At 59.3% G+C, this 25,149-nt stretch carries 24 protein-coding genes; 12 read left to right on the forward strand and 12 right to left on the reverse strand.

Going from position 1 to position 25,149, the window contains the following annotated elements; translation table 11 throughout:
- The first annotated feature begins 12 nt into the window (after positions 1-12).
- The 8 genes from thiD to EO087_RS06355 all read left to right on the forward strand — a co-directional run bounded on the left by thiD (position 13) and on the right by EO087_RS06355 (position 8,421).
- Positions 13-801: a bifunctional hydroxymethylpyrimidine kinase/phosphomethylpyrimidine kinase gene (thiD, locus tag EO087_RS06320; RefSeq protein WP_128898128.1), complete on the forward strand. Its 789-nt coding sequence runs from the start codon at positions 13-15 to the stop codon at positions 799-801.
- A gap of 111 nt (positions 802-912) precedes the next feature.
- The gene (locus EO087_RS06325; protein ID WP_304988491.1) at positions 913-1,836 is read left to right on the forward strand and encodes an aspartyl/asparaginyl beta-hydroxylase domain-containing protein; all 924 of its coding nucleotides are present in this window, start codon (positions 913-915) and stop codon (positions 1,834-1,836) included.
- A gap of 475 nt (positions 1,837-2,311) precedes the next feature.
- On the forward strand, positions 2,312-3,013 hold the full coding sequence (locus EO087_RS06330) for a fimbria/pilus chaperone family protein (RefSeq protein WP_128898130.1): 702 nt from the start codon (positions 2,312-2,314) through the stop codon (positions 3,011-3,013).
- 96 nt (positions 3,014-3,109) lie between these two features.
- Positions 3,110-5,602, forward strand: a complete 2,493-nt coding sequence (locus EO087_RS06335; protein ID WP_164931783.1) for a fimbria/pilus outer membrane usher protein — start codon at positions 3,110-3,112, stop codon at positions 5,600-5,602.
- A complete protein-coding gene (locus EO087_RS06340; RefSeq protein WP_128898132.1) occupies positions 5,599-6,183 on the forward strand; it encodes a hypothetical protein in 585 nt (194 codons plus the stop codon). Before EO087_RS06335 ends, EO087_RS06340 begins: the two co-directional genes overlap by 4 nt.
- Entirely contained in the window at positions 6,180-6,803 is a 624-nt protein-coding gene (locus tag EO087_RS06345) for a DUF1120 domain-containing protein (RefSeq protein ID WP_128898133.1), read from the forward strand. Before EO087_RS06340 ends, EO087_RS06345 begins: the two co-directional genes overlap by 4 nt.
- A 114-nt stretch (positions 6,804-6,917) precedes the next feature.
- Positions 6,918-7,541, forward strand: a complete 624-nt coding sequence (locus EO087_RS06350) for a DUF1120 domain-containing protein (RefSeq protein ID WP_164931784.1) — start codon at positions 6,918-6,920, stop codon at positions 7,539-7,541.
- 247 nt (positions 7,542-7,788) lie between these two features.
- Positions 7,789-8,421 carry a DUF1120 domain-containing protein gene (locus tag EO087_RS06355; protein ID WP_164931785.1) on the forward strand — a complete coding sequence of 211 codons (633 nt, stop codon included), beginning with the start codon at positions 7,789-7,791 and terminating at the stop codon, positions 8,419-8,421.
- Positions 8,422-8,819: 398 nt separating this feature from the next.
- On the opposite strand, the gene EO087_RS06360 is transcribed toward EO087_RS06355, so the two are convergent.
- The 6 genes from EO087_RS06360 to EO087_RS06385 form a co-directional block, all read right to left on the reverse strand.
- Complete coding sequence (locus EO087_RS06360; RefSeq protein ID WP_128898136.1) at positions 8,820-10,826, reverse strand: ATP-binding protein; 2,007 nt, start codon at positions 10,824-10,826, stop codon at positions 8,820-8,822.
- Complete coding sequence (locus EO087_RS06365; protein ID WP_128898137.1) at positions 10,823-11,035, reverse strand: hypothetical protein; 213 nt, start codon at positions 11,033-11,035, stop codon at positions 10,823-10,825. The genes EO087_RS06360 and EO087_RS06365 overlap by 4 nt, the downstream gene beginning before the upstream one ends.
- Complete coding sequence (gene pdsR, locus EO087_RS06370; RefSeq protein ID WP_128898138.1) at positions 11,032-11,721, reverse strand: proteobacterial dedicated sortase system response regulator; 690 nt, start codon at positions 11,719-11,721, stop codon at positions 11,032-11,034. Before pdsR ends, EO087_RS06365 begins: the two co-directional genes overlap by 4 nt.
- Before the next feature lie 414 nt (positions 11,722-12,135).
- A complete protein-coding gene (gene rpe, locus EO087_RS06375) occupies positions 12,136-12,828 on the reverse strand; it encodes a ribulose-phosphate 3-epimerase (protein ID WP_128898139.1) in 693 nt (230 codons plus the stop codon).
- Between the two features lie 97 nt (positions 12,829-12,925).
- Positions 12,926-13,729, reverse strand: a complete 804-nt coding sequence (gene djlA, locus EO087_RS06380) for a co-chaperone DjlA (protein ID WP_128898140.1) — start codon at positions 13,727-13,729, stop codon at positions 12,926-12,928.
- Positions 13,726-14,049 carry a c-type cytochrome gene (locus EO087_RS06385; RefSeq protein WP_128898141.1) on the reverse strand — a complete coding sequence of 108 codons (324 nt, stop codon included), beginning with the start codon at positions 14,047-14,049 and terminating at the stop codon, positions 13,726-13,728. The genes djlA and EO087_RS06385 overlap by 4 nt, the downstream gene beginning before the upstream one ends.
- 92 nt (positions 14,050-14,141) lie before the next feature.
- Between EO087_RS06385 and EO087_RS06390 the strand changes: the two genes are divergently transcribed.
- From EO087_RS06390 to EO087_RS06400, 3 genes are all read left to right on the forward strand, one after another.
- Positions 14,142-15,038 (forward strand): phosphoribosylaminoimidazolesuccinocarboxamide synthase, encoded by an 897-nt coding sequence (locus tag EO087_RS06390; protein ID WP_128898142.1) that lies wholly within the window; start codon positions 14,142-14,144, stop codon positions 15,036-15,038.
- A gap of 105 nt (positions 15,039-15,143) precedes the next feature.
- On the forward strand, positions 15,144-15,635 hold the full coding sequence (locus tag EO087_RS06395; RefSeq protein WP_240669150.1) for an Mpo1-like protein: 492 nt from the start codon (positions 15,144-15,146) through the stop codon (positions 15,633-15,635).
- Positions 15,632-16,045, forward strand: coding sequence for a hypothetical protein (locus tag EO087_RS06400; RefSeq protein WP_128898143.1), 414 nt, complete (start codon positions 15,632-15,634; stop codon positions 16,043-16,045). The genes EO087_RS06395 and EO087_RS06400 overlap by 4 nt, the downstream gene beginning before the upstream one ends.
- Before the next feature lie 64 nt (positions 16,046-16,109).
- Here the strand turns inward: EO087_RS06400 and tkt are convergent, their stop codons facing one another.
- From tkt to EO087_RS06425, 5 genes are all read right to left on the reverse strand, one after another.
- Positions 16,110-18,104: a transketolase gene (gene tkt, locus EO087_RS06405; RefSeq protein WP_128898144.1), complete on the reverse strand. Its 1,995-nt coding sequence runs from the start codon at positions 18,102-18,104 to the stop codon at positions 16,110-16,112.
- A gap of 246 nt (positions 18,105-18,350) precedes the next feature.
- On the reverse strand, positions 18,351-19,355 hold the full coding sequence (locus EO087_RS06410; RefSeq protein ID WP_128898145.1) for a class I fructose-bisphosphate aldolase: 1,005 nt from the start codon (positions 19,353-19,355) through the stop codon (positions 18,351-18,353).
- Between the two features lie 155 nt (positions 19,356-19,510).
- A complete protein-coding gene (locus EO087_RS06415; RefSeq protein ID WP_128898146.1) occupies positions 19,511-19,957 on the reverse strand; it encodes an energy transducer TonB in 447 nt (148 codons plus the stop codon).
- Positions 19,958-20,042: 85 nt separating this feature from the next.
- The gene (gene pyk / locus EO087_RS06420) at positions 20,043-21,515 is read right to left on the reverse strand and encodes a pyruvate kinase (protein WP_128898147.1); all 1,473 of its coding nucleotides are present in this window, start codon (positions 21,513-21,515) and stop codon (positions 20,043-20,045) included.
- A 420-nt stretch (positions 21,516-21,935) separates the two neighbouring features.
- Entirely contained in the window at positions 21,936-22,748 is an 813-nt protein-coding gene (locus EO087_RS06425) for a S1/P1 nuclease (protein WP_128898148.1), read from the reverse strand.
- A gap of 151 nt (positions 22,749-22,899) precedes the next feature.
- Here EO087_RS06425 and gap point away from each other — a divergent pair, with 151 nt between their 5' ends.
- On the forward strand, positions 22,900-23,913 hold the full coding sequence (gap, locus tag EO087_RS06430) for a type I glyceraldehyde-3-phosphate dehydrogenase (RefSeq protein ID WP_128898149.1): 1,014 nt from the start codon (positions 22,900-22,902) through the stop codon (positions 23,911-23,913).
- A 171-nt stretch (positions 23,914-24,084) separates the two neighbouring features.
- Here gap and EO087_RS06435 read toward each other — a convergent pair whose 3' ends face one another.
- Positions 24,085-25,029 carry a 2OG-Fe(II) oxygenase gene (locus tag EO087_RS06435; protein WP_240669151.1) on the reverse strand — a complete coding sequence of 315 codons (945 nt, stop codon included), beginning with the start codon at positions 25,027-25,029 and terminating at the stop codon, positions 24,085-24,087.
- Positions 25,030-25,149 lie beyond the last annotated feature (120 nt).

Consider the following 25,149-nt stretch of genomic DNA (forward strand, 5'->3'; position numbering starts at 1 on the left):
CGAGCTAAGAGCGTGGCAACTCAATACCCTCCTCCCATTGCCCTGACTATCGCCGGCTCCGACTCCGGCGGTGGTGCCGGCATCCAGGCTGACCTGAAAACCTTCCATGCACACCACGTGCATGGGCTTTCAGTCATCGCCGCCATCACTTCGCAGAACACGCAAGGCGTAAGCGCTGTGCATCCGGTACCCCTCGGCCATATCCGCAGCCAGATCAAAGCGGTGTTCGACGATTTCCCGATCGCCGCCGTCAAAACCGGCATGCTTGGCAACGCCAAGACCGTGCGACTGGTAGCCAGAGAATTGCGCAAGCGCAAACCCGCCTGGCTGGTAGTCGACCCGGTCATGATCTCGACCAGCGGTTCACGTCTGCTGGATGAGGATGCGGTGGAGGCGATGGTGAACGAACTCATCCCGTTAGCCGACGTACTCACCCCGAACCTGCCCGAAGCGGAAACCCTGCTTGACTACCCGCTTCGCACCGCCAAACAACTGACCGACGCCGGAGAAGCTCTGCTCGCCCTGGGTGCTGCCAGCGTGCTGCTGAAAGGCGGGCATGCACGCGGTCGTGAAATCGTGGATCGCTACTTCGATGATCGCGGCATCGTGGAAATCCGACACGCCCGCTTGCCGCGCGAGGGCCACGGCACTGGCTGCACGCTGGCCTCGGCCATCGCATCCGAACTTGCCTGTGGCCATACGCCACGCTCGGCGGTACGCCGGGCCACCGCCTATGTGCATCGCGCCTTGAAGAACAGCTATCAACCCGGCGGTGGCGCCAGTCATGTACTCAGGCACTAAGCCGGATTGGCTGTAAAATCCTTGACTTGCGACCATCCGACCACATACTCCGGCCTTGCCCAAGGCGTTATCCGAGCCATTTTCACGATGGATTTCATCAGTCCTCGCTTCATTGTTCTGTATGTGCTGCTGGCCTTCGTGCTGTGCGTGCTGCTGGTGCACCTGCGCGGCCGTGCACGCTTGCGCTTCGATCGTCAGCTTGTAGATCACTCAGCCGTGTTCGCGCCCTACAACCTGCTGATGTATGCCTTTTCGGCCGTACCGGCCAGGCCGATTCTCGATCGCCGCGGCTTTCCGCAACTGGATCTGCTGCAGTCCAACTGGCAGGTCATTCGCGACGAAGCCTTGCAATTGTTCGACGAAGGCCATATCCGCGCCGCGCAGAACAACGACGATGCCAGCTTCAACAGCTTCTTCAAGCAGGGCTGGAAACGTTTTTATCTGAAATGGTACGGCGAACCGCTGGCCTCGGCCGAAGCGCTGTGCCCACAAACCGTGGCCTTGCTCAAATCCATTCCCAGCGTGAAGGCGGCGATGTTCGCCACCCTGGCCCCGCACAGCAAACTCAATCCGCATCGCGATCCATTCGCCGGATCGCTGCGTTATCACCTTGGTTTGATCACCCCGAACTCGCGCGATTGCCGCATCTTCGTTGACGGCGAAGAACACGCCTGGGGTGACGGCAAGGATGTGGTGTTCGATGAAACCTATGTGCACTGGGTGGAAAACAATACCGACCAGACTCGCGTGATCCTGTTCGCCGATGTCGAGCGCCCGCTGCGCACGCGCCTGATGAATGCCATCAATCATCGCGTCGGTGCCTTTATGGGCAAGATCACGGCTTCGCCAAACACCGAGTCGCCGGAAGAGAAAACCGGCTTCATCAATCGGGTATTTGCGTTCAATCATCGCAACCGCGCGCGTAGCCGGGTGTTTAAACACAAATTCCCCAGACTGTTTCGGGTAGTGAAATACATCGGCATGCTGATCTTTATCTGGTTGGTGTTTCTGGCCCCCTGGCCGTTCGTGCGGTAAGAACCTGTCACGTTACGGACTGGACGATCCGGAAGCCTGCACCACACCGACTATTCAGAAGCCTTGAAGCCGCTGTGCGTGATGAAGGCGCATCACAGCAAGGCTTGCAGATATCCATGCCGAAAGAACAAAGCGAACGGCTCCGAACTCATCACCCATCCTGATCACCACGCGGAACGCGGCCAATTATCGGCAGCGGCATTGCCGATCGTCCGCAAACCATTGCAGATCGTCCACCGTAATTTCCAATAATTACGATTCATGCACTAAATAAGCCCTTTTAGGACTTTAACCATATGATCGACCATTACCCATCTATAGACTGCCCCCTTTTCAGAAACACGAAACCTTTAGCCAGCAGTGACATCGATGTCTACGCAGACATGGCGCATGTCCAGCTGAGCGAATACCTCTTCTCGTCAACGGCCTGAATATTCATGGGCTGGCTTGAGAACACACACCCGCTGAGCGCCCTATGACTCGTACCATTCGACCTTCGCTGAAGATTATCGTCGCAGCAATATTCGCGTCAGGCTCGTTAGCCGCACACGCAGACGGCATGCTGCCGGCCACCACGGTCGTATTGGTCAATGAAGCCGACAAGGAAGCAAGCATGCAGGTGCGCAACGATGACCCCGTTGCCGCCTTGCTTTACGTCAGTCTCGAAGACATACCCGAAGATAAAGAGCCGTTATTGATCGTGACGCCTCCCGTCACTCGCGTGGAGCCTGGTGCGTCGCAAACGGTACGCTTCATTCTGCAAAACCGTGAGCCGCTGAAAACCGAGCGTCTAAAGCGCGCCACGTTCGAAGGCATCCAGCCCAAGGATCCTAACGCCAAAGCCAAACTGGCCGTAACGGTACGGCAAAACCTGCCGGTGATCATTCATCCCAAGGGGCTTCCGCTCAACAAAGAACCGTGGAAGCTGCTGACCTGGTCGGCCAGCAAGGATTCGCTGACGGTACGCAACGATAGCCCGTACGTGGTGCGCATAGCGCAAGATCTGGTATTGCAGCCAGGCAATGCGTCCGCCGAGCTACCTAATCCCTACGTGTTGCCAGGCCAGGTCATTTCGGTGCCCATCAAGGGCACGGCCACGGCCGTCGAATTCACACCGGCCTCGCTGTATGGCTTTGCATTGCCCAAGCATCAAGCACCGGTAACTGCCGGGCAGTAATCGGCTGCATGGCATTTCGACACTATGCATCGCCGCACCCGCTCGGCCTGGATGGGAACGTCTCGAAAATACCTCGTCATAAAGGTTTCTGCCACCTTGGCGCAGGTTGCTCTGGGTTTGGACGTCTTGGCGGCCGAAACCAGTCCAGCTATCTCGTCAACGAGCAAGCCGCAATCGCTGGAATTCGACAGCGAAACCCTGAAGAGGCGCGGCATCGATCCAAAGCTTGCCGCTTATTTTCGCGACGCGCCGCGTTTTCCCGACGGCCCGCAACGGGTAACGCTCTTCGTCAACGGTCGTAAGCGCGGACAACTCGAGGTGCCATTTACTGGCGATGGCCAGTTGTGTTTCGATCGCGCCCTGCTCGACAAGGCACGCATGGTTTTACCTGAAGAAGTCGGGAAAAGCATCTCCACGAACGCAGCGGGCAGCACCCCAACCTGCGTCGATTTTCTCGCTGCCTGGCCGCAGGCGCATATCGATCTTCGACCCGACAAGGACGAGGTCGAATTGATTGTGCCTACCGACGCCTTGCGCGAACCAGAACAGAACGAACCGGAATATGCCACCGGCGGCATCGCCGGCTTGGCCAATTACGACATGACTGCCGTCCACAGCCGTTTCGGCACACAAACCAGTCAATCGGTATCGGCCAATACGGAATTGGGACTCAACGCCGGCGACTGGATCGTGCGCAGCCGACAGTCGCTCAATTCGCAAGATGGCCGGACGCAAACCCAGCAATTGCTTACCTACGCCCAGCACACTTTCACGCGGCAGCGTGTGGCGCTGCAGGTTGGACAGATCGACCTGAGCCAGCCCATCTTCCCCGGCACCTCGATCGAGGGTGCTCAGATCTTGCCGGAATCAGCCTTGCTGGCCAACGTGAACAATGGTGCCGGTGCCATCGTCGAAGGCATTGCCCATTCGCAAGCGCGGGTCGAAGTGCGCCAGAACGGCGCCTTGATCTACACGACGGTGATGCCGCCCGGCGCATTCGCGCTGCGCGATGTTCCACTCCTCAATAATTCCTCAGGGCTGGAAGTCACCGTCATCGAGGCCGACGGCAGCCCGCAGCGCTTTACCGTGCCTGCCGCCGCGTTATTACGACCTTCACTCGCACCTGAAGGGTATTCGCTTGCCGCCGGGCGGGTACGCCGCTTTACGTCGGGCGACGGCAACCTGCAGCCATCGCTGGTGAGCGCCACGCGCGGCTGGGCGCTGGGTCGCCAGACACGCCTCAGTACCGGAGCATTGGTCGCCACCCGTTACGAGGCACTGGGTTATGGCATTGACACCAAAACACCCCAGAATTGGAGTGTCAGTTACCGACAAATGATCGCTCAAACCGATCGTGAGCATGTCCGTGGCCTGCAGACCAGCGTGTCGATAAGCATGCCGCTGCCCAATAGCTTCGCCATCGGCGCATCCGCCCTGGTCCGCACCCCAGGCTATCGCGACCTGCAAGATACGTTGCATGAACGTGCGTCTCCATCCGGCGCATTGCCGGCTGACCAGTTTGCGCGATCTGACGCAAGCAATCGGCAATACAGCGCGCTAATGAGTTGGAATCATCCCGGCCTGGGTGCTTTCAACGTGAACTATTCGCGTTACTTGCTTCAACCGGGCAGCGCATATGGCCAACGCGCCGTGATGACGTGGAGCAAATCCTTTCGTCGCGCCAACCTGTCGATCACCGGTGAATGGAATATCAAATCGAATGCATCCAACGTCGAGCAACGCGCAAGCCATCTCAACGGCAATGCCATTTACGCCACGCTCACACTTCCATTGGGACGCGACAGCCTGCGCACCACGGCGGAACAACGTGACGGCCGGCAGCGTCTTGGCGTGAATTACAACAGCCGCGTCAACGATCAGTTCAACTACAACGCTTCGTTACAGCGCGATCAGACACGGGGAACCACCGACGTTTCCATCGGCGCAGGCGTACTGCCGCGCTATACGCAAACCAACGCGACGTACTCGCGCTACGGCTCTGGCAGTTCGTTGTATACCGCCGGCCTGCGTGGCGGCATCGTGGCACACTCCGAAGGCATTACGTTTTCGCCGTATACCGTCCAGGACACATTCGGTGTCGCCTCATTAGGCAGCAGGCAAGCCGGCGTAAAGCTAAACACACCCGCCGGCTCCGTTTGGACCGACGCATGGGGCCGCGCAGTCGTGCCACAACTGAGCGCGTATCAGCGCAGTCAGGTGGACATTGTCGCCAAGACACTGCCACGCGATGCCGATGTCAGCAATACATCCAATAGCGTGGAGGCTGCACGTGGATCAGTGCAAAAACTCAACTTCAATATGGTCCGCAGTCAACGAGTACTGATCCGTGTCATCACTGAAAGTGGCCGGCCACTCGCCAAGGGCAATACCGTTGTCAACGGCGCGGATCAATTCATCACGGCAGTGGGAAACAACGGCGAGGTATTTCTGAGCGGCGTTCGGCTCGACGAAACCTTTAAATCGGTGGATGACCAAGACAGGCCTTGTCGCCTGACCTTCGCCCTGCCGGACAAGCCCACTGGCGACAACTACTTCGAACGCATTGATGCGCAATGCAAACCGCTATGACACCGCCAACCATCCTCCTTCAAACATACCGCACGTGCGTGCTTGCCGTGCTGACGCTTGGCTTGGCCTTGCAAGCAGCCTCCACGCATGCGGCTGACTGCACTGTGCAACTGAGCCAGAGCGAACTCGATTACGGTCGCATCACACGCGGCGAACTGGCTGCCCCCACACACATGCAGACCGATCTTCCGCTGCATGAACGGCATGTGACGCTCACCGCGATCTGCGCGTCACCCTCCGCCATGGCGCTGTTCTTCCGTGCAACCGCTGTCGATGCCTCCCGTTTTCGCCTTGCCGATGGCGGCAGCTTTTCCATAAACATCGATCACGCCTTACTCGACGGCAAGCCGGTATCGTTGGGAAGCGTTCGCTATCTCGGTGAGCCACCTTCGCAAATCGCCAACAGCCTTCCCCTCCGCCCTCACTTCGGGGTACAGCCCCTGATCGACGGACAAGCCGCCCAAGGCACGCAACTTTCTGTGCAACTGACCGTAAAACCACAGATCACCGCTGCGACATCACTGCGCCGGGACGAAACCGACCTGCATCAACAAGGGACGTTCGACATGGTGACGCCATGATTCGCCGCACCTCAAGGACCGTTTTTTGCATCGCATGCGTTTGCACATTCACCGCTAACGCAGCGAATTACCACGCCGACTTTTCCATCAAGGCCACCCTTGTTCCGTCGGCGTGCAAACCGACACTGTCGGATGCCGGTGTGGTCGACTACGGCACCATCCAGGCATCCCGTTTGCAGCGCACGACACCAACCCTGCTGGATGCCAAAAGCTTGCAATTGACAGTAGAGTGCGATGCGCCGACCTATTTCGCGCTGAAACTGCACGACAATCGCGCTGGAACGGGCGGAGCGGCCACCGATAGTTTCGGACTTGGCCGTAGTGCAGGACACGATATCGGATCGTACAGCGTGCGTGTGAGCCACGCCTTCGCAGGCAACGCATCGCTGATGCTGCTACGGAGCGACGACGATGGCATACGCTGGCAAAGCGATGCGGAGCCGCTGGTCACCGACGCACTCTACGCTTTCGCCGCACCGGAATCGGTCGTGCCACATGCCTATCAACATCTTTCTGCCGACATGTGGATACAAGCGAAGATTCTTCCTACGCAAGAATTATCTCTATCGGAAGTGATCATGCTTGATGGCTCCGCTACGGTAGAAGTCACTTATCTCTAGCCGTAATCGTCTAATGAAGACCGGGCTTTTGAGGGTCCCGGGGTATAGATGTAACCATTGCATGCTTTGTTACGAATATGCCGAGACAACCCTCGCACAATCCAAGGACTACACGTGAACAAGATTTCAAAAACACTACTGGCCTCAGCCCTTGCGCTTACTGCATCCACCGTATTCGCCGAAAGCGTCGACTTCACTGTGTCGGGCACCATCTCTCCATCGGCGTGCGTTCCAACCCTTTCGGGAAGCTTCGATTTTGGAGTCATCAACTCCACCGAGCTTAAAGATGTTGAAGGAGGTGTCAAACGCGCCCCAACGAAGACGGTAGACTTTCGCATCGATTGCACGGCACCCACGTCATTCATGATGGTTGCCACAGATAACAAGGCCGGCACGGTGAGTGACAGCGTTACCGCCCTATCCCCCTACTTCTTTGGCTTGGGTCAGGCCAATGGCAAGAACATCGGCGGTTACAAGGCGGAGCTTGGTCATGCCTTCGGGGACGGCACCCTTGCCAACGTTTATCTTGCCACGGACAGTTCAGCCTCGAGCTGGGTGCAGAGCCTCGCCGTGAATCCGAACGATTATTATCGCTTCGGCACCAGTGAGAACAGCTATAACAGTTACAGCACGGTCATGGCCACCTTGACCGTCCTCCCTTACCTTGACGCAAGCCTTGATTTCGGCGACGAAATTACCATGGATGGCTCGGCAACGATTGAAATCAAGTATCTGTAACGGCGTAACGGCCGGCGCAGGGAGATCACTTTTCCCAACGTTGGTCGACCGGTTTACGCGCCTAGGCATTTCCGACTTCTCGCGAAGTAACTGCAAGCGCGTTGACGTCACCGTTGTCGTTGAACCATTCGCTGCGAGCAGCCTCCCACTGAACAAGAACCTCGTGCTTGGCAGCTCGACCACCATCGAATTGCACTAGCTGCAAACCAAAAACCGTCCCACTCTTCTGATTCAAACTGGAATGTTCATGAAAAACCTTTCGAAACTCGTTCTGGCTTCGAGCTTGGTGCTCGCCGCATCCACCGCATTCGCCGAAAGCGTCGATTTCACTGTATCGGGCACCATCTCTCCCTCGGCGTGCGTACCGACTCTTTCGGGAAACTTCGAATTTGGAACCATCAACTCAACGACACTTAAGCTCGATACATCCTATGAAGGCATCAAAACCGTGGCCGCCAAGGATCTATATTTGAACGTAGCCTGCTCAGCAGCCACATCATTTGCGCTTTCTGCCACGGACAACAAGGCGGGAACCGTGAGCAACAACGTCGCCGGCCAACTCCCCGAAGCATTTGGCCTAGGTCAAGCCAATGGCAAGAACATAGGCGGCTACCTGGTAGGCTTGCGGTCCGCCGTTGGAGACAGCGGACCGGTCAAGACTTTCAAAGCCACGGACGACACGGCGACAACCTGGGCCGTAAGTTATAACCTCGATGCGCGCGGAAACTACACTCGTTTCGGCTTGAGCGCGGACACGTATAACAGCTACAGCAGTATCCTTGCCGCACTCTCTGTCCAGCCACTCTTTGACGCAGACATTGATTTAAGCAACGAGATCACCCTGGATGGCTCGGCAACGATTGAAATTAAGTATCTGTAACCACGTGATCACCGACGCAGCCGTCCCAGGCATGCAGGGATAGCGGCGCCAGATCATGATCATCGGATAGGAGGCCGGTTTTCCGGTCACCGAGTCGCCGGAGGCGGCCGCCCGCCTCCGGCTCCCACAGAACGTAGCGTGCGGTTTTCCCGCACTACGCTCTTCGGAGGTTGCTTCACAGCACTGCGAGTGCTTGCAGCTCCCGATAAGAGAGGTACAGGCGTGGCCGCGATGAATGAGAGATTGCGTGAGATAGTGTGAAGCTTGGTGAGTCTGGATGTGCTTCGCGAGGCAACGGCACATGCGGGTCGGGAGAATGACGAGTCTCGCGTTGATGTTCGATCATGCATGGGATTCAGTCCGGCTTAGCCGGACGCGGGCGGCATTTATGTGATTCATTAACCGGCTAGCCGTTGCCTAGGCATTCCGTGCAAGCGCAGGCTGAAAGCGACTCCGCTGCCGTCCTCCAGATTCCGTGCCGAGGCAACCCCACTGTGCCGCTCGACCACCAACCGCACCACATAAAGGCCCAACCCGAGATGCGGCGCATCGCCTGGGGTGGCTTTGTCGCGCAGACTGACCAGTGAATCGAATAGTCGCCCCTGCATGGCGGCTGGTAAGAGGGGACCCTGGTTCGCCAATTCGATCTCGGTGCCGCCATCGAAGGGCCGCAGACTCAACCGTAACCAACCGTCGACGGGAGTGAATGACAAGGCGTTGTCGAACAGCTTGTCCAACGCCTGGGCGATCAATTCCGGGGCGCCATGCAAATGCATGGGCTGATCAGGCAACACGCATTCCAGCAGACGCGCGCCGGCCAGGGGTCGATAGGCATCGGCACAGCCTCGCACCACGTCGACCAGATCGACATCTTCGGGCTCGGCGGCGGCAATCGCCCGCTCCATCCTGTTGGCCTCGCTCATTGCGCGCACGAGTGTGCCCAATCGTGCTACGCCGTCGCGTGCCCGTGCCAGATAGGGCTGGGCCTCATCGGACAATTCGGCATGTTCAAGGTTGTCCAGCGACGACTTCACAATCGCCAGCGGCGTGTTGAGTTCGTGCGACAGTTTCGAGGCCAGTGTGCGCAGGTAATCGGTATAGCCGCCAACCGCTTCGAACAATTTCTGGAAGCTGCGGGCCAGATCGCCGATCTCGTCGTTGGACTCCACCATCGGGAAATAGCCTTGAATCATCTGGCCGTCCAAACGCCCATCGTTGAGCTGGGCACGCTCGACCGCATCGCGCAACCGGCCAAGACGAAGACTGAGGCTCGTCGCAAACAGCAACAGAATCGCGCCTGCTACCAGCATCACACCAAAACTGGTCAACAGCAGGCTCAGGAATGCGCGATTGGCCAACAGTGGCACCGCGCGACTGGCCTGCTCCAGCAGCAACACGCCAACCACCGTGCGATCACGTTCAACCGGCACAGTCGTTGCAAGCACAACGCTGTCGCGTTCCTCACCTTGACGCCAGACGATAGTCGCCTGACCGGTACGAGCACTTTGTACTTCCGGCAAATCCAGGCGCGGCACATCGGCCGTCCAAAGCTCGGCTTCCTCGAGTGGGTTGGCTAACAACGAACGGTAGATGATCGAAGACAACCAACCCGGCTGCGGACCAGAGGTCGTCAGGCGCCCGCTCTGCGCCAACAGCCAGCCGGACGGTGCTATGAGACGCGCACGCGTGTCCTCCGGCGCCATGCGTGACAATTCCTGTGCGAGATCCGGTGAATAACGCCAGAGCGGACGCACGTCGGCGGCAAGGGAGTCACCGCCATCCACCGCGGTGTAGACGCCTACGCCTAGCGCGCTGAGTCCGAGACCGCGCGGCAAACGCCATTCGACGCGGTAACCGCTGCCATCTTCCTGCCATTGGCCAACGATCCTGTCAGGCAGATCGCCGGCGGGTGGATCAAGGGTCAATGCCGTGAAGCCGCCCGGCGCGGCACTCGCGATCAGATAACGGCGATGTTGCGAGCCTTGCGCCAGATCCAGAATCAGATGATCAGCCGAAAGCGCGTTGGGGTCGCCCGCATCGGCGCGTGTGCGATGCACTGCACGTACGTCGACGTAGACATAAAAACCATTGTCGTCCTCCGCCAGCAGCAACTTGCCGCGTTTGCCCAGCGGCTGGCTCCACGGCGTCATCAGTGCCCAGTCATCGCCGTAGCCGTCGATGGTGATGGGACTTATCGCCTGTTGCACATACCAGCCATTGCCAGGCTGTGGTAGCGGCACATCGGTCACGGCAAGACTGCGCGCCACGGCTGTCGCCGTCGCTGTCAGCGCCTGTTCCTGCCCCTGGCGCAGCAGGGTTTCCATCTGGCGCACGTACAGCCAGCCGGCCACCGGCAATGCGAGCGTACATAGGGCAACCAGCAGCAGTTTTTGGCGGAGGCTCATTGATAATAAAGCACATAGTTCACACCGATAGCACTGGCGTAGGTGCAGCAATCCCTGGTCCAGCCGACGGGCGCCGTCGTAGCAATGCTCCACGCAGGCGCGGCACCGTCGGCCGGACCATGCGTTTCGACCGCCATGTCAGGCTGCGCTGCCAGGGTGACGCCTGCACATAGCGACCGACTTGCAAGCACCCAACGCAGTCGCATCATGGACGCCACCGGTAGCCAACGCCATGTACGGTTTCGATGGCATCGAATTCCGGGGCCACCGCAATGAATTTCTTGCGGATGCGTTTGATGTGCGAAGTGATAGTGGCATCATCCACCACCAGCTCCGCTTCGCGCATAAGTTGATCGCGATTTTTCACGTGGCCTGGGAAGCGCACCAGCGTGTGCACCATCCAGAATTCGGTCACGGTGAGCGGCACTTCTACCTCGTTCCAGGTGATGCGCATACGCTCGGATTCGAGCTTGAGCGGGCCGTGGCCAATCACCGTTTCGCTGGAAGTGGGTGTTTTCAGTGATTCGATCCGGCGGAACAAGGCGGCAATGCGGGCAGCCAACTGATGCAGGCTGGTGTCCTTGCTGAGGTAATCGTCCGCGCCCAAACGCAGGCCGGAAATCACGTCGAAGTCTGAATCGCGAGCCGTGAGGAAGATGATGGGCAGCGTGGCCGATTTGGCGCGCAGTTCACGACAGAGATCGAAACCACCTTCCGGCTCATCGCCCAAACCGATATCGATGATCACCAACTCCGGTAGCCGGATGGTGAAGGCGTTGGACGCCTCTTGCCGCGAGCCGTAACCGCGGGTGTCGTAGCCAAAGCGGTTGAGCGCCTCGACGTAGTTGGCACGGATCAGGGGTTCGTCTTCGACGATGGCGATGCTGCGGCCCATGTGGATTCCTCGTGAGTGGCACGCAGGTTGCTATGCGAGCCCCGTGCCGCGCAAGCCCGGGAGCGTGCTTTGCCCGCGTTCTGCCAGATTCGGTCGCCCGATCGCCCTTGTCTTGGCGGTGAGGCCGCCCTGGCCCGGTTTTTGATATCTCCACGCCACACTGCAGCATGCATGGTTCCAGAGACGCACGAGCCGCGAAAAAATTTCACCCGATGCGGGAACCAATCCCGGCAAGCCCGGTCTGACTACTCGGCAGACGCTTATTTCCATGCCGTGGAAGTTGCCAACGCTGTTTGACGGTCGAGCCTCCCGTCCTTCAGCCCGCACGAAGCCTCTGCCAATGGTGTCTCCTCTAGCGTCTTTCCGACGCCCCTCCAGCCCGGTGCAGATTTCCCTCCGCACCGGGTTTTTCTTTTAAGGCAACGCTGAATAAGTATCGCCGTCGAGGGCAGCACGCATCTTGTGGATCACGGCCTGGTAATTGGCTGCGCCGAAGATGGCCGATCCGGCCACGAAGGTGTCGGCGCCTGCTGCCGCGATCTCACCGATGTTGTCGGCCGTGACACCGCCATCCACTTCGAGGCGGATCGGTAGACCGCTTTGATCGATGCGCTGGCGTACCGCGCGCAGTTTGTTGAGCGCTTCGTGGATGAATGTCTGCCCGCCGAAGCCCGGGTTCACCGACATGATCAGCACCAAATCAAGCTTGTCGAGTACGTGATCGAGCCAGTTCAGTGGCGTGGCGGGATTGAAGACCAACCCTGCTTCGCAACCGGAATCCTTGATCAGGGCAAGGGTGCGGTCGACGTGCTCGGTGGCTTCTGGGTGGAAGCTGATGCGGGTTGCGCCGGCCTTGGCGAAATCCGGCACGATGCGATCCACTGGTTTCACCATCAAGTGCACATCGATCGGTGCGGTAATGCCGTAATCGCGCAATGCCTTCAGCACCATGGGCCCCATGGTGAGGTTGGGTACGTAATGATTGTCCATCACATCGTAGTGCACCCAGTCACCGCCGGCGGCCAACACCTTGGCGGTGTCCTCGCCCAGTCGCGCGAAATCGGCGGAAAGAATGGAAGGGGCGATGACAGGGGATTGCTTGCTCATGGCGGGCCTATAAAACGGGAATGGCAAAAGGTCGGAAACGCTTCAACAAAGGCGCGAAACCGCCATTTTACAAGGACTGGCACTCCCCGCTCCCCCCTTACTTGAACCCACGCTCCGCCTTGATCCGCTCGTACGCCGCATTGATTTCGCTGGCACGGGCCTCGGCGCGCTTGCGCATCTCTTCGGGCAGGTCGCCGAGGCGGTCGGGGTGATGCTCGGAGATCAGCTTTCGATAGGCGCGCTTGATGGCACGGTCATCCGCGTCGCGTGCAACGCCAAGCACCGCGTAAGGATCTGGCCCCTGCGGATTGCGTTGCGGTGGCACGTAGCCGCCCGGTCCATGACCATAACCGCGTGCACCGGCCGTGCCCTGCCAGACATAACCCTTCATCGCCATCAGGGCCATCAGCTCCATATCGCTGACCCGCAAGGCGGAAGCAAGCTGGCGGAGAATCGCCATTTTTTCGGGTGGCGGATGGCCTCCGGCCAGCACCGTTTCAATCACCACATCCAGCACGGGGAAGGCGTGATCGCGACGCAGGCCGACCCATTGGCGCAGTGCATTGATCGGTCCGGTGACATCGAACTCGGGTTGCTTGCCCACATTGAACGCACTGATGGCCTGCTGACGCGCGTTCCCGTCCAGCCCCATGCGCGCCATCACGCTCTCGGCGATGGCTATTTCCGCTTCGGAAACGCGGCCATCGGATTTGGCGATCGCCCCCAGCAGCGCAAAGAGCGGGGACACATAGCCGCCAGATTCGGGAGTCGCAGTTCGACGCTGGCTGAAGCGCAGGTTGTCGAGCACGAAGCCGACAATCGCTCCCACGCCAGCCCCTACCAGGTCGTGGCCAAACAACAGGCCCGCCATGGCGAACCAGAAGGTGTACATGTAGCTCATGGCGTCGTGGCGGCCTGTGGTTGGGGTGGCTGTGCGCTGTACCAGCGTACGAGCTGATCCAGATCGGCATCACTCACCGGACCGATCGCCGCACGCATCAGTGGTACATCGCGACTGCCGTCGCGGTAATCCTTCAATGCCTTGCGCAGGTAATCCAGCCGTTGACCGGCCAAATTCGGCGCGCCGGGAATCTGCGCCATGCCGGTTTCACCGTGGCAGGCCGCGCACAAACCCAAGCGCATCGGCTTGGGTGGCATATCGGTGGCAAGCACTGACAAGGCACCGGTCAGACCAAGTGCCGCGAGGAGTACGGTTCGCATCGGCAACAGATGGATATAAAGACGCCGATTCTAGCAGCGTCTCAGGCGTAGGCCGTTACAATAGCCCGCTTGTCGATCTACCGGAGCGCACCGTGCCCACGACCCTGCTGCAATCGAACTTGCCCGGCCTGGAACTGATCCATCGCGGCAAGGTGCGTGACGTCCATGCCCTGCCCGGCCAGCGATTGCTGATCGTCGCCACCGACCGACTGTCCGCCTTCGACGTGGTGCTGCCCGATCCGATTCCAGGCAAGGGCGAAATGCTTACCCAGATTTCCAATTTCTGGTTCGGCAAGACCGCACACATCATGCCCAACCATCTCATGCATGCCCCACTGGATGAAGTCCTGCCAAAGGATTCGGACCTTGCGCTGTATAGCAAGCGTTCCGTGGTCACCAAGCGACTGAAACCGGTGCCGGTGGAAGCGATTGCACGCGGATATCTCATCGGCTCGGGCTGGAAGGATTACCAGGCCACCGGATTGCTGTGCGGCATCAAGCTACCAGCGGGCCTGCATCAGGCCGAGCAGTTGCCGGAACCGATCTTTACACCATCGACCAAGGCTGCCGTAGGTGACCACGACGAGAATGTGAGCTTCGACACCGTCGTGACTGCCGTCGGCAAGGAGCTGGCCGAACAAATTCGCGACGCCACACTGGCCATCTACAAATGGGCCGCTGTTTATGCTGCTGAACGCGGCATCATCATCGCTGACACCAAGTTTGAATTCGGCACGGATGAAAACGGCAAGCTGTATGTGATGGACGAAATGCTGACACCCGATTCCTCGCGCTTCTGGCCAGCGGATCAGTACCAGGTCGGCATCAGCCCACCGAGCTACGACAAGCAGTTTGTGCGCGACTATCTGGAAACGCTGGACTGGAACAAGAAGGCACCCGGCCCGCATGTGCCGGCGGACGTGATTGCCGGCACGGCCGCCAAATACACCGAGGCGTTGCAGCGTCTCGCTGGCATCACCCTGGATTGAGTTGATGAATGCCTGGCTTACCCTTGGCCTCGCCATCCTCGACATCGCATTGACCGTTGTAGACGTACTAGTATTGAGTCTCTTCTCCAAACGTAGCGCGCACTGATGGCAACGTTCGAACCAGGCACCCGCAACATGCGCGACTGGCTCGACAGCTACAGCCGCGATCACCAGCATCCCATCAACCGGCTACTGCACTGGATCTGCGTCCCACTGATCGTGTGGAGTGCCATCGCGATGATGTGGACGATTCCCGTGCCGGAGGCATGGTTTCGCCCCGGCTCCTGGGCGGTATTGGCGATCGTGCTGTCCTTCACCTGGTACTGGAAACATTCGCATCGGCTCGGCGCCGCATTGCTCATGGTGCTGGCGATCTTTGCCTTGAGCTGCTTCTGGGCGTTTCAGCACTACGGCCCGTCGACGCTGCTGCGAATTGGCATCGGCGTATTCGTCGTGGCGTGGATCGGCCAGTTCATTGGCCATCTGATCGAAGGGCGTCGGCCAAGCTTTCTTACCGACCTTGCTTACCTGCTTGTCGGCCCGGCTTGGTTGATGGATAAACTGATGCGTCGCTTTGGCTTCAAGGAAACCCCATGACGGTTGTGCTTGCGCTGCTCAGCAGCGTTATCTGGTGGGTGATCATCAGCAGCGTGGGTGCGGTTGTGCCTAGCTTGATTGCCTGGGTCGTATTACGCTGGAACGAAGGCACGACCGTGGTGTTCAACCGCACCTATCTGGCCTGCCTGATCTGGGGCCTTTTCGTTATGTTGGTTTGCGGGGTGGTTGCCGCACATCTCGGCATACAACATGGGCCGTTCAGCCCATTGATCCACAACAACGGATTTCGCGTAGCCCAGGCGCTTTCGATGGTAGTCGGCGTCTTGGCACTCTGGCGCTTGGTTCCGCGCATTGACGCGCGACGTATTCGCCTTGGCAGTGCATGCATGGCGATGGCTGCGGTCATGGCAGTCAGCTTTGGTATCGCCACAACGCTCGCCAGTCTTTGAGCTAGCGCGCAGATTGGGGTAACGCAGGATAGCCCCGCCCTCCGAAGAGAGCGGGGCATTTCGATCAACCGATGACGCGCTTCACCGCATCCACCACGTGGCCAACGGTGAAACCAAAGTGCTCGAACAAGGCCGGCGCCGGCGCAGATCCGCCAAAGGTGGTCATGCCAACCACTTCACCATCTAGGCCAACGTACTTGAACCAGTAGTCCACGCTAGCGGCTTCCACCGCCACGCGTGCACGACACCAGCCTGGCAGCACGCCTTCGCGGTATTCCAGCGGTTGGGCATCGAACGCTTCCGTGCACGGCATCGACACCACGCGCACCGGCACGTTCTGCTGTGCCAGCGTGCGGGCCGCTTCCATCGCCAATTCCACTTCGGAACCTGTAGCGATCAGGATCGCCTTGAACTGGGTATCGGCCGGATCGGAAAGCACGTACGCACCACGCAAGATGTCGGATACCTGCCGCGGCGTACGCTGCTGATGCTTGAGCGTCTGGCGCGAGAAGATCAGGCAGGATGGATTATTCTTGCGCTCGATCGCGGCCTTCCAGGACACCACCGATTCCACCACGTCGCACGGACGCCACACGCGGTTGTTCGGGATCAGACGCAACGAGCCGAGGTGTTCGATCGGCTGGTGGGTCGGACCATCCTCGCCCAAACCGATCGAATCGTGCGTGTAGACGTGAATAACATGTGCCGGAATCAGGCAGCTCATGCGCACAGCGTTGCGGGCGTAATCGGAGAACACCAGAAAGGTGCCGTCGTACGGCAGGAAGCCGCCGTGCAATGCGAAACCATTGGCAATCGCACTCATGCCGAACTCGCGCACGCCGTAATGAACGTAATTACCATCAGGGCCAGTGATGTTTTTGCTGCCCTTCCACATGGTGAGGTTGGAACCTGCCAGGTCTGCCGAACCGCCGACCAGCTCCGGCAGCAGCGGACCGAAGGCATCCAGTGTCATCTGCGAAGCCTTGCGCGAAGCCACGTCCGGACCTTCGGTCTGCATTTTTTCGATATACGCCTGCGACTTTTCCGCCCAATCGGCCGGCAGTTCACCAGCGATGCGGCGGCTGAATTCCGCAGCGAGTTCCGGATGCTCCGCTTTGTATTTCGCAAAGACATCGTTCCACTGCTGTTCGCGCTCTGCGCCGACGACTTTTTTGTCCCAACCAGCGTAGATGTCGGTAGGAATTTCGAACGGCGCATAGCGCCAGTCGAGCATGTCGCGGGCAGCGGCCACTTCGGCCTTGCCAAGCGCGGCGCCATGGCTTTCTTCCTTGCCCTGCTTGTTCGGGGCACCGAAGCCGATGATGGTCTTGCAAATGATCAACGTGGGTTTTTCGCTCTGCGAAGTCGCTTGCTCCAGCGCCCTCTTCACCGCGTCAGCGTTGTGGCCATCCACCACGCCGATGACATTCCAACCGTAGGCTTCGAAACGCTTGGCGGTATCGTCGGTGAACCAGCCTTCCACTTCACCGTCGATGGAAATGTTGTTGTCGTCGTAGATGGCGATCAGTTTGCCCAGCTTCCAGGTACCTGCCAGCGAGGCGACTTCGTGCGAAACGCCTTCCATCAGGCAGCCATCGCCCAGGAATACGTAGGTGTGGTGATCGACGATGGCGTGGCCCGGGCGGTTGAAATGCGCCGCCAGGACTTTTTCTGCCAGCGCAAAACCGACCGAATTGGCCAAGCCCTGGCCTAGCGGTCCGGTGGTGGTTTCCACGCCTGGGGTTTCGCTGGCTTCCGGATGGCCGGCGGTCTTGGAATGAAGCTGGCGGAAACGCTTGAGCTCAGCCATGGGCAGGTCGTAGCCGGTGAGATGCAACAGGGCGTACTGCAGCATCGAACCGTGGCCGTTGGACAGCACAAAACGGTCGCGATTGGGCCACCTCGGGTTGCCGGGGTTGAACTTCAGGAAGTCGTTCCACAGCACTTCGGCGATGTCGGCCATGCCCATCGGCATGCCGGGGTGGCCGGAATTGGCTGCCTCCACAGCATCCATGGCCAGGGCGCGGACGGCGTTGGCGAGTTCGCGACGGGAAGTCATCAGGTCTATCTCCGGGGCAGGCGCAAAAGGACTTATTGTCGCCGATCGTTGGCTATCTGTCGTCCAGTTGTCGTTATAGGCGTCCGTTGTGATTTGTTTATTGTGTGCCGTTGCAGATCCATGCCGTCATGGTCGCTGGCGAATACCGCTTCTGATCGCCGTCGCGTAACCAAAGCCAGAGAAACAAGAAAGGGCGCCCGACGAGGCCCTTTCTGTTGGCCCTTCAAGCGGCGGCTGAAACGATGATCAGCCCTTCCACTGGCCCAGTGCGGCAAGGCCGTTGTCCTTGGCGCGGGCAGCCACGGTCTTCTGGGCTTCGGCGTAGTTGACCTTCATGTCCTTCGACCACAGCTTGAGCGCGGCCTGTTGCATGGCGCGGCCGTAGGAGAAGGACAGTGGCCACGGATGCGGCCCCATGCGATTCATCGCATTGAGGTGGGCGGTGGACTGCTCGTCAGTCTGGCCGCCAGAGAGGAATACGACGCCTGGCAGGGTAGCCGGCACAGTGGTCTTCAATACACGTACGGTCGCTTCGGCCACTTCCTCTACGCTAGCCTGCTCTCCCGCATCCTTGCCCGAGATGACCATGCTGACTTTCAGGATAGTGCCTTCCAGCAGCACGTTTTGCTCGTACAAAGCATTGAACAGGCTGCGCAGCACGGCTTCGTGCACTTCGTAGCTCACTTCGATGCTGTGGTCGCCGTCCATGATCACTTCCGGCTCGACCATCGGCACCAGGCCAGCTTCTTGGCACAGCGCGGCGTAGCGGGCCAGCGCATGGCAGTTAGCTTCGATGGTGGAGGAACTGGGGTTGTCTTCGCTGATGTTGATGACGGCACGCCACTTGGCGAACTGGGCACCGAGCTTGACGTACTCGGCCAGGCGATCGCGCAGGCCGTCGAGACCTTCGGTGACCACGTCACCGGGGAAGCCTGCGAGCGGCACCGGGCCCTTGTCGACCTTGATGCCTGGGATGATGCCGTTCTTCTTCATCACCTGAGTGAACGGCACACCGTCCTTGGTGGACTGGCGGATGGTTTCGTCGTACAGGATCGCTCCGGAGATGTGATCGGAGAGGTTCGGCGCGGTCAGCAGCAGCTCGCGGTAGGCGCGACGGTTCTCTTCGGTGTTCTCAATGCCGACCGCCTCGAAGCGCTTCTTGATGGTGTTGGTCGACTCATCGATGGCGATGATGCCCTTGCCAGGCGCGACCATCGCCAGGGCGATGCTCTCAAGATCTTCAATGCTCATTGGACGACTCCGTAAAACTTTGGCGGCATACGGCCGCAAGAGAAGGGTGCCACCCATGCGGGTGGTCAGGTTGAAAACGCGGGATTATAGCCCCAACCGGTCGGCCGGCGTCCGTGACCGGCCGAATCGAGGGCAGAGCCAGTTTACGATCAGCTCTAGCCGTAGCCTGGCAGCTTGCAGGGAGCCATCATGGCGGCCTGCCGGGTTTTGTCGCCTGGGGAGTTGAACGGGACGATGTAATACGTGGAGACCGGGTCTTCGTGCTTATTGGTCAGCGATGGACCGTATCGGAATTTGGACACTGCGCTGATCGCTGCCTTGCCGAGATCGCTCCGCGGCGTCACCTTGGCAACCTGGATATTCATGGGGATGCCATCGGAACCGATGGTATAGGTCACCGCCACACAGCCGGGCTTGTAGAGGTTCACACCGCTGTTGGGTACGTCAACCTGGATACCTTCCTTGCGGTTGTTGATGAGAATCCAGTCGTTGGAGAGCTGCTCCGGTGCTACACGACGCGCTTTCTGGGCCATGGCGGGCATGCTGGCGGCAAGGACAGCGGCCACCAGTAAGGATTGGCCGAAACGAGTCAAGGCCTGCATGACATACCTCCGATGTATCGCGGTTGGGGACGGCCCTAAGTCTAGCTAACCCGCGGCACACCTGCGCAGCGGGTTAAGAGGGGGCTTAGAGATCACGCAAACTTTCCACCACGCCGTCGGCACCTACCGAAAGCAACTTCAACGTATTGGTGCCACCGCCGCGACCGATATGATCGCCATGTGTGAGCACGACGCGATCGCCTTCGGCCAGCTTGCCTGCTGCAAACAACTGCAACACTGCCTCGCGTGCCGACACCCCTGGATTCAGGGTGTCATGGGTAAATTTCACCGGCTGCACATCACGCAGCATGAGCATGCGCCGACGCGCATCTTCGAACGGCGAAAGCGCATAAATCGGCACCGCGCTGCGATAACGCGAAAGCCATTGCGCCGTTGCACCTGATTCGGTCAAAGCGACAATGGCACGCGCCTTCACTTCGCTGGCCAGCAGCATGGCCGCCAGTGCGATGGCCTGATCGGTGCGATCCAGGCGATGACCGGCCGTGGTCAAGTCTTCCTTCGACTCGAACTGGCTTTCCGCTCCCAGGCAAATGCGACGCAAGGCAGCCACGGCTTTGTCCGGATGTGCACCGGCCGCCGATTCTTCCGACAACATCACCGCATCGGTGCCGTCGATCACGGCATTGGCCACATCGAGCACTTCGGCACGCGTGGGGATGGGAGAGCGCACCATCGACTGCAACATCTGCGTCGCCGTAATCACCGCACGGTTGCGCTGCACGGCTTCGCGAATGATCTTCTTCTGCAAGCCAGGCAGTTCGGCGTCACCAATCTCCACGCCCAAATCACCGCGCGCCACCATCACCACATCGGACGCGTCGATGATTTCACCGAGCACCGAAATCGCATCGGCACGCTCGATCTTCGCCACCAGCGACGCCTTGCCGCCGGCCTCCTCCAACAAGTGCCGCGCCAGCTCCATATCCGCCGCGGAGCGTACAAACGATACCGCGAGGAAGTCCGCGCCGATCTCGGCGGCCAGCTTGATATCGGCCTTGTCCTTTTCCGACAGCGCCGACACCGACAAACCACCGCCCTGACGATTCAAACCCTTGCGATCGGAAAGGCGACCGCCGATCAATACCCGGCAGTGCACCTCGCAGCCGACAACCTCAAGCACGGTCAGCGCCACCAGGCCATCGTCCAGCAACAACACGTCGCCGGCTTTCACATCCTGCGGCAATCCAAGATAGCTGACGCCCACGCGGCTCGCATCGCCCGGCGGAGCATCTACCCGGCAATCGAGCACGAAGGCATCTCCGTCGCGCAATTCCACTGGGCCATTGGCGAAACGCTCAACGCGAATCTTCGGCCCCTGCAGATCAGCCAGCACACCTACCTCACACCCGACCTTCTCAGCCGCCTTGCGTACGGCCACGGCTCTGGCCCGATGATCATCGGACTGACCATGGGAGAGGTTGAGTCGGACCACATTCACGCCTTCGACGATGATTTTTTCCAGCATGCCCGGCGCATCGGTAGCGGGACCCAGGGTGGCAACGATCTTGGTACGACGGCATTGTGTTTCGGTAGCCATGATGCAGATTTCAAATTTTGTCGTACCAGACTAGCAGAACTGCATGAACGCGATAGGACGCATCCCGCGCAACGCTTACATCACCTCAGAAAAGCACTACGGATTCGCTGACTTACATAAACAAAACGTAGCCATACGATGCGTTGCCGTGGTACATCACGGCATCATTGCCCATCGAGAGAGATCGAGCATGACATCAAAGCATTCATGGCAAAACGGGAAGATACGCAGCCGCCTCACAATCATCGCAAGCGTCGGACTCAGCGCGATTTGCGCAGCAAGCCTCAGCATCGCGGCAAAGGCACAGAACGCACCGAGCGATTATATGGAGAGCCCCGTTCAACAAAACCCCGATGAACTCATCCACTTTTGGCATCATTTGGGAAGCGGCGGATCGAGCTGCGTTACGCCCGTAACCTATCACCCATTCTGCAACGCCAGATTCAAAACCTCCGCCAAACGCCGGCCCGCTTCACGCAAGCGGGCTTCGGCTACCGGTAGTTTGGCATTGATGTAGGCCTGGTCGATCACGTGGCCGCTCGGATAGATATCGTGGCTGATGCGGCAGGATTCTTCCGCCCATTGCGCCGCGGCATTATCGTACGGTGCCATCGGCGGAGGCAGTTGCATGGCGCCTTGCGCATCCAGCCTATTGACGTACGCCTTCCAACCGAGCTGACGCGTACTCAGCAAACCCGAATCCCACACCCGGTGCAAATTCGTACCCTGTCCCTGGAACTGCACCTGATACTTGTTGCCGCCCAGATCGTCCTTGTAACCCCCATGCAGCGGCTGATGAATATCTCCAATAAAGTGCACCACGAACTTCAACGCCTGCAACCTGGCCTGATCCGTCTGACTGCGATCACTCAGAATGGCGATGTAGTGCGAAATGGCTTCAACGACACATTGACCATCCTTGCAATCGCGCGGCGGGGTATAGATGCAATCACCGCTGCGGAAATCGATGAAATGCAGAGGGCGGGTTTTGTTCCATAGATCCTGCTGCTTGGGATCGTTGCGGATTTCGTCCGCCCAGCTGGCAATGTCGGCCAGCGACTTGGTGTGATCGAGTGCGCGCAGGTGTTCCACTTCCGCCTCGGCCGCAGGGCTGAGATGGCGCTGGGCCAGTTCGGCTACTACGCTATGCCCCAGCGGCCCCCATGCCTGCGCAGCCGGCACGATGGCGAGGGTCGTGAACAAGGCAGCAGCAAGACGGCAGATGGAACGCATGACGACCCCCTTGGTGGCAAGCCGAGAATCTTGCCATAGCCTTTATGACATCGGATGAGGGATCGCCCCGGTTCGGGCTAAAATGCGCGTTTCGGCGGCCCTACTAGACCGTCGCTTTGCTGCCTGTCATCACTTCAGAGGACGCTGTCTCATGACCATCAAGGTCGCCATCAACGGTTACGGTCGTATCGGCCGCAATGTTCTGCGCGCGCTGTACGAATCAGGTCGCACGAACGAATTTCAGATCGTCGCGATCAATGACCTCGGCAATGCCGAGACCAACGCGCACCTCACCCAGTACGACACCGCCCATGGCAAGTTCCCGGGCGAGGTCTCGGTGGACGGCGGCGACCTGATCGTCAACGACGACCGTATCAAGGTCTGCGCGGAACGCGACCCGTCCAAGCTACCATGGGGCGAGCTGGGCGTTGAGGTCGTGCTGGAATGCACCGGCCTGTTCACTTCCAAGGCCAAGGCCGGTGCGCACCTCGCCGCTGGCGCCAAGAAGGTGATCATTTCCGCCCCCGGCGACAAGGACGTGGACGGCACCTTCGTGTTCGGCGTGAACGACGACAAGATCACCGCCAGCCACCAGGTGATCTCCAACGCCTCCTGCACCACCAACTGCCTGGCACCACTGGCGAAGGTGCTGCACGAAAAGATTGGCATCGTGCACGGCCTGATGACCACCATCCACGCCTACACCAACGATCAGGTACTGACCGACGTCTATCACTTGGACCTGCGCCGCGCCCGTTCAGCCACCCATTCGCAGATCCCGACCAAGACTGGCGCCGCCGCCGCGGTGGGCCTGGTGCTGCCGGAACTCAACGGCAAGCTGGACGGCTTCGCCATGCGTGTACCGACCATCAACGTGTCGGTGGTCGACCTCTCCTTCGTCGCTGCCCGCAACACCACCAAGGAAGAAATCGATGCGGCCATCAACGACGCTGCCCATGGCCCGCTGAAGGGCATCCTGTCGGTGAATACCAAGCCACTGGTGTCGATCGACTTCAACCACAACGCTCACTCCTCCATCTACGACGCCACTCAAACGCGCGTGATGGGCGGCACGCTGGTGAAGGTGCTGAGCTGGTACGACAACGAGTGGGGTTTTTCCAATCGTATGCTGGACATGACCAAGGCGCTGGTCGCGGCCAAGTAAACGCATTGTGTCCGCACCGAAAAAAGCCGGGCCAAGCCTGGCTTTTTTCTTGGCTGCACTCGCGTCATATCGTCTCGACCATTCAAGTCCGACAGGCTCCTAGCGAATCAAATCCGCCTCCCATCACACACTGAAGCTTTGTGTTTACCTGAACCTTAAGGCAGCGCTGCCTTAACGCCGGTAGCGTACGTAAGCACGCTTGGCCAGGTACAACAGATGCCCGGTCAGCCCACGATCCTGCGCCTCGCGCAACGCCGTGTTTTCCGTATAGAGCATGCGGATATGGCCATCGCGCTGTTCCAGCAGATGCTTGATTTCCGCGAGATCCCTGCGCGACAGCACTCGCCCCTCCGCGAAGTGCTCGGGCAACTGACGATTGACGTAATAAGTGGTATGCCTGGGCGCCGTTTGCTCCGTAGGCCGGTCCTTGGTGTAGAAATACAAGGCTACCGAGCGCCGCGTCAGCTCTTCGCGTCCGGGCGGAAGGCAAATGGGATCGAAGGCATGCCAGGAGACTTCCGACGTTTCAAAAATCACGCAGCGATTGAAGAGCGGGTCGATCGAGCGCGAAGGCCGGCTGTCAACATGCGGATCGCGGAACAATTCCAGACAACCACCCCAGCCCTCTTCCCAGACCGGATTGAGGTACACAATAAGGTTGAGCCGGCGATGCCAGCGCTCACTCGGGTGATAGTTGAAGTCGACGTGTGCATCCAGCGCCATGCCGTTGCGATTCTCGTGCGTTCCACCACCGAGATACCAAGGGTCATAGATCAAGTCGTCGATACCGGTGATATCGCCAATCGCCTTGAGGAACTCCGGGCTCTTGATTGCGTCATCCAGCCGCTGATAGGCAGGTCCAAGGCTACGCACCTTGTCCAGGGTGGATTTGCCGCCAAGCTCCCCACTATCAGCTATCGCGTTGCCTCGCTCGAACGCGGGAAAGCTGCCCAGCAGCGCCTGCGCAAAATTCAGGGTCAGAAAATCGTCGATGACGACATGCGGAAAAGGCGGCGCCGACGCGAACTCCTGACGGTAATCGGCCAGGTTGGCCATCACGGCCGGATTGATAATCGACGTCCCTGCGCAACCCTGCATTGGCACACCCTTAACCATATAGTCGTCGTTGATACGATCACTGGCCAATAGGATGCCAGCACCAAACAAAGCAATCTAGCATAAGGTCAACACGCCCCATGACATCCTGAAATGGCCTTGCTCCGGTGCGTCGGAGCC

The sequence above is a fragment of the Dyella sp. M7H15-1 genome (genome assembly GCF_004114615.1).
GTDB lineage: Bacteria > Pseudomonadota > Gammaproteobacteria > Xanthomonadales > Rhodanobacteraceae > Dyella_B.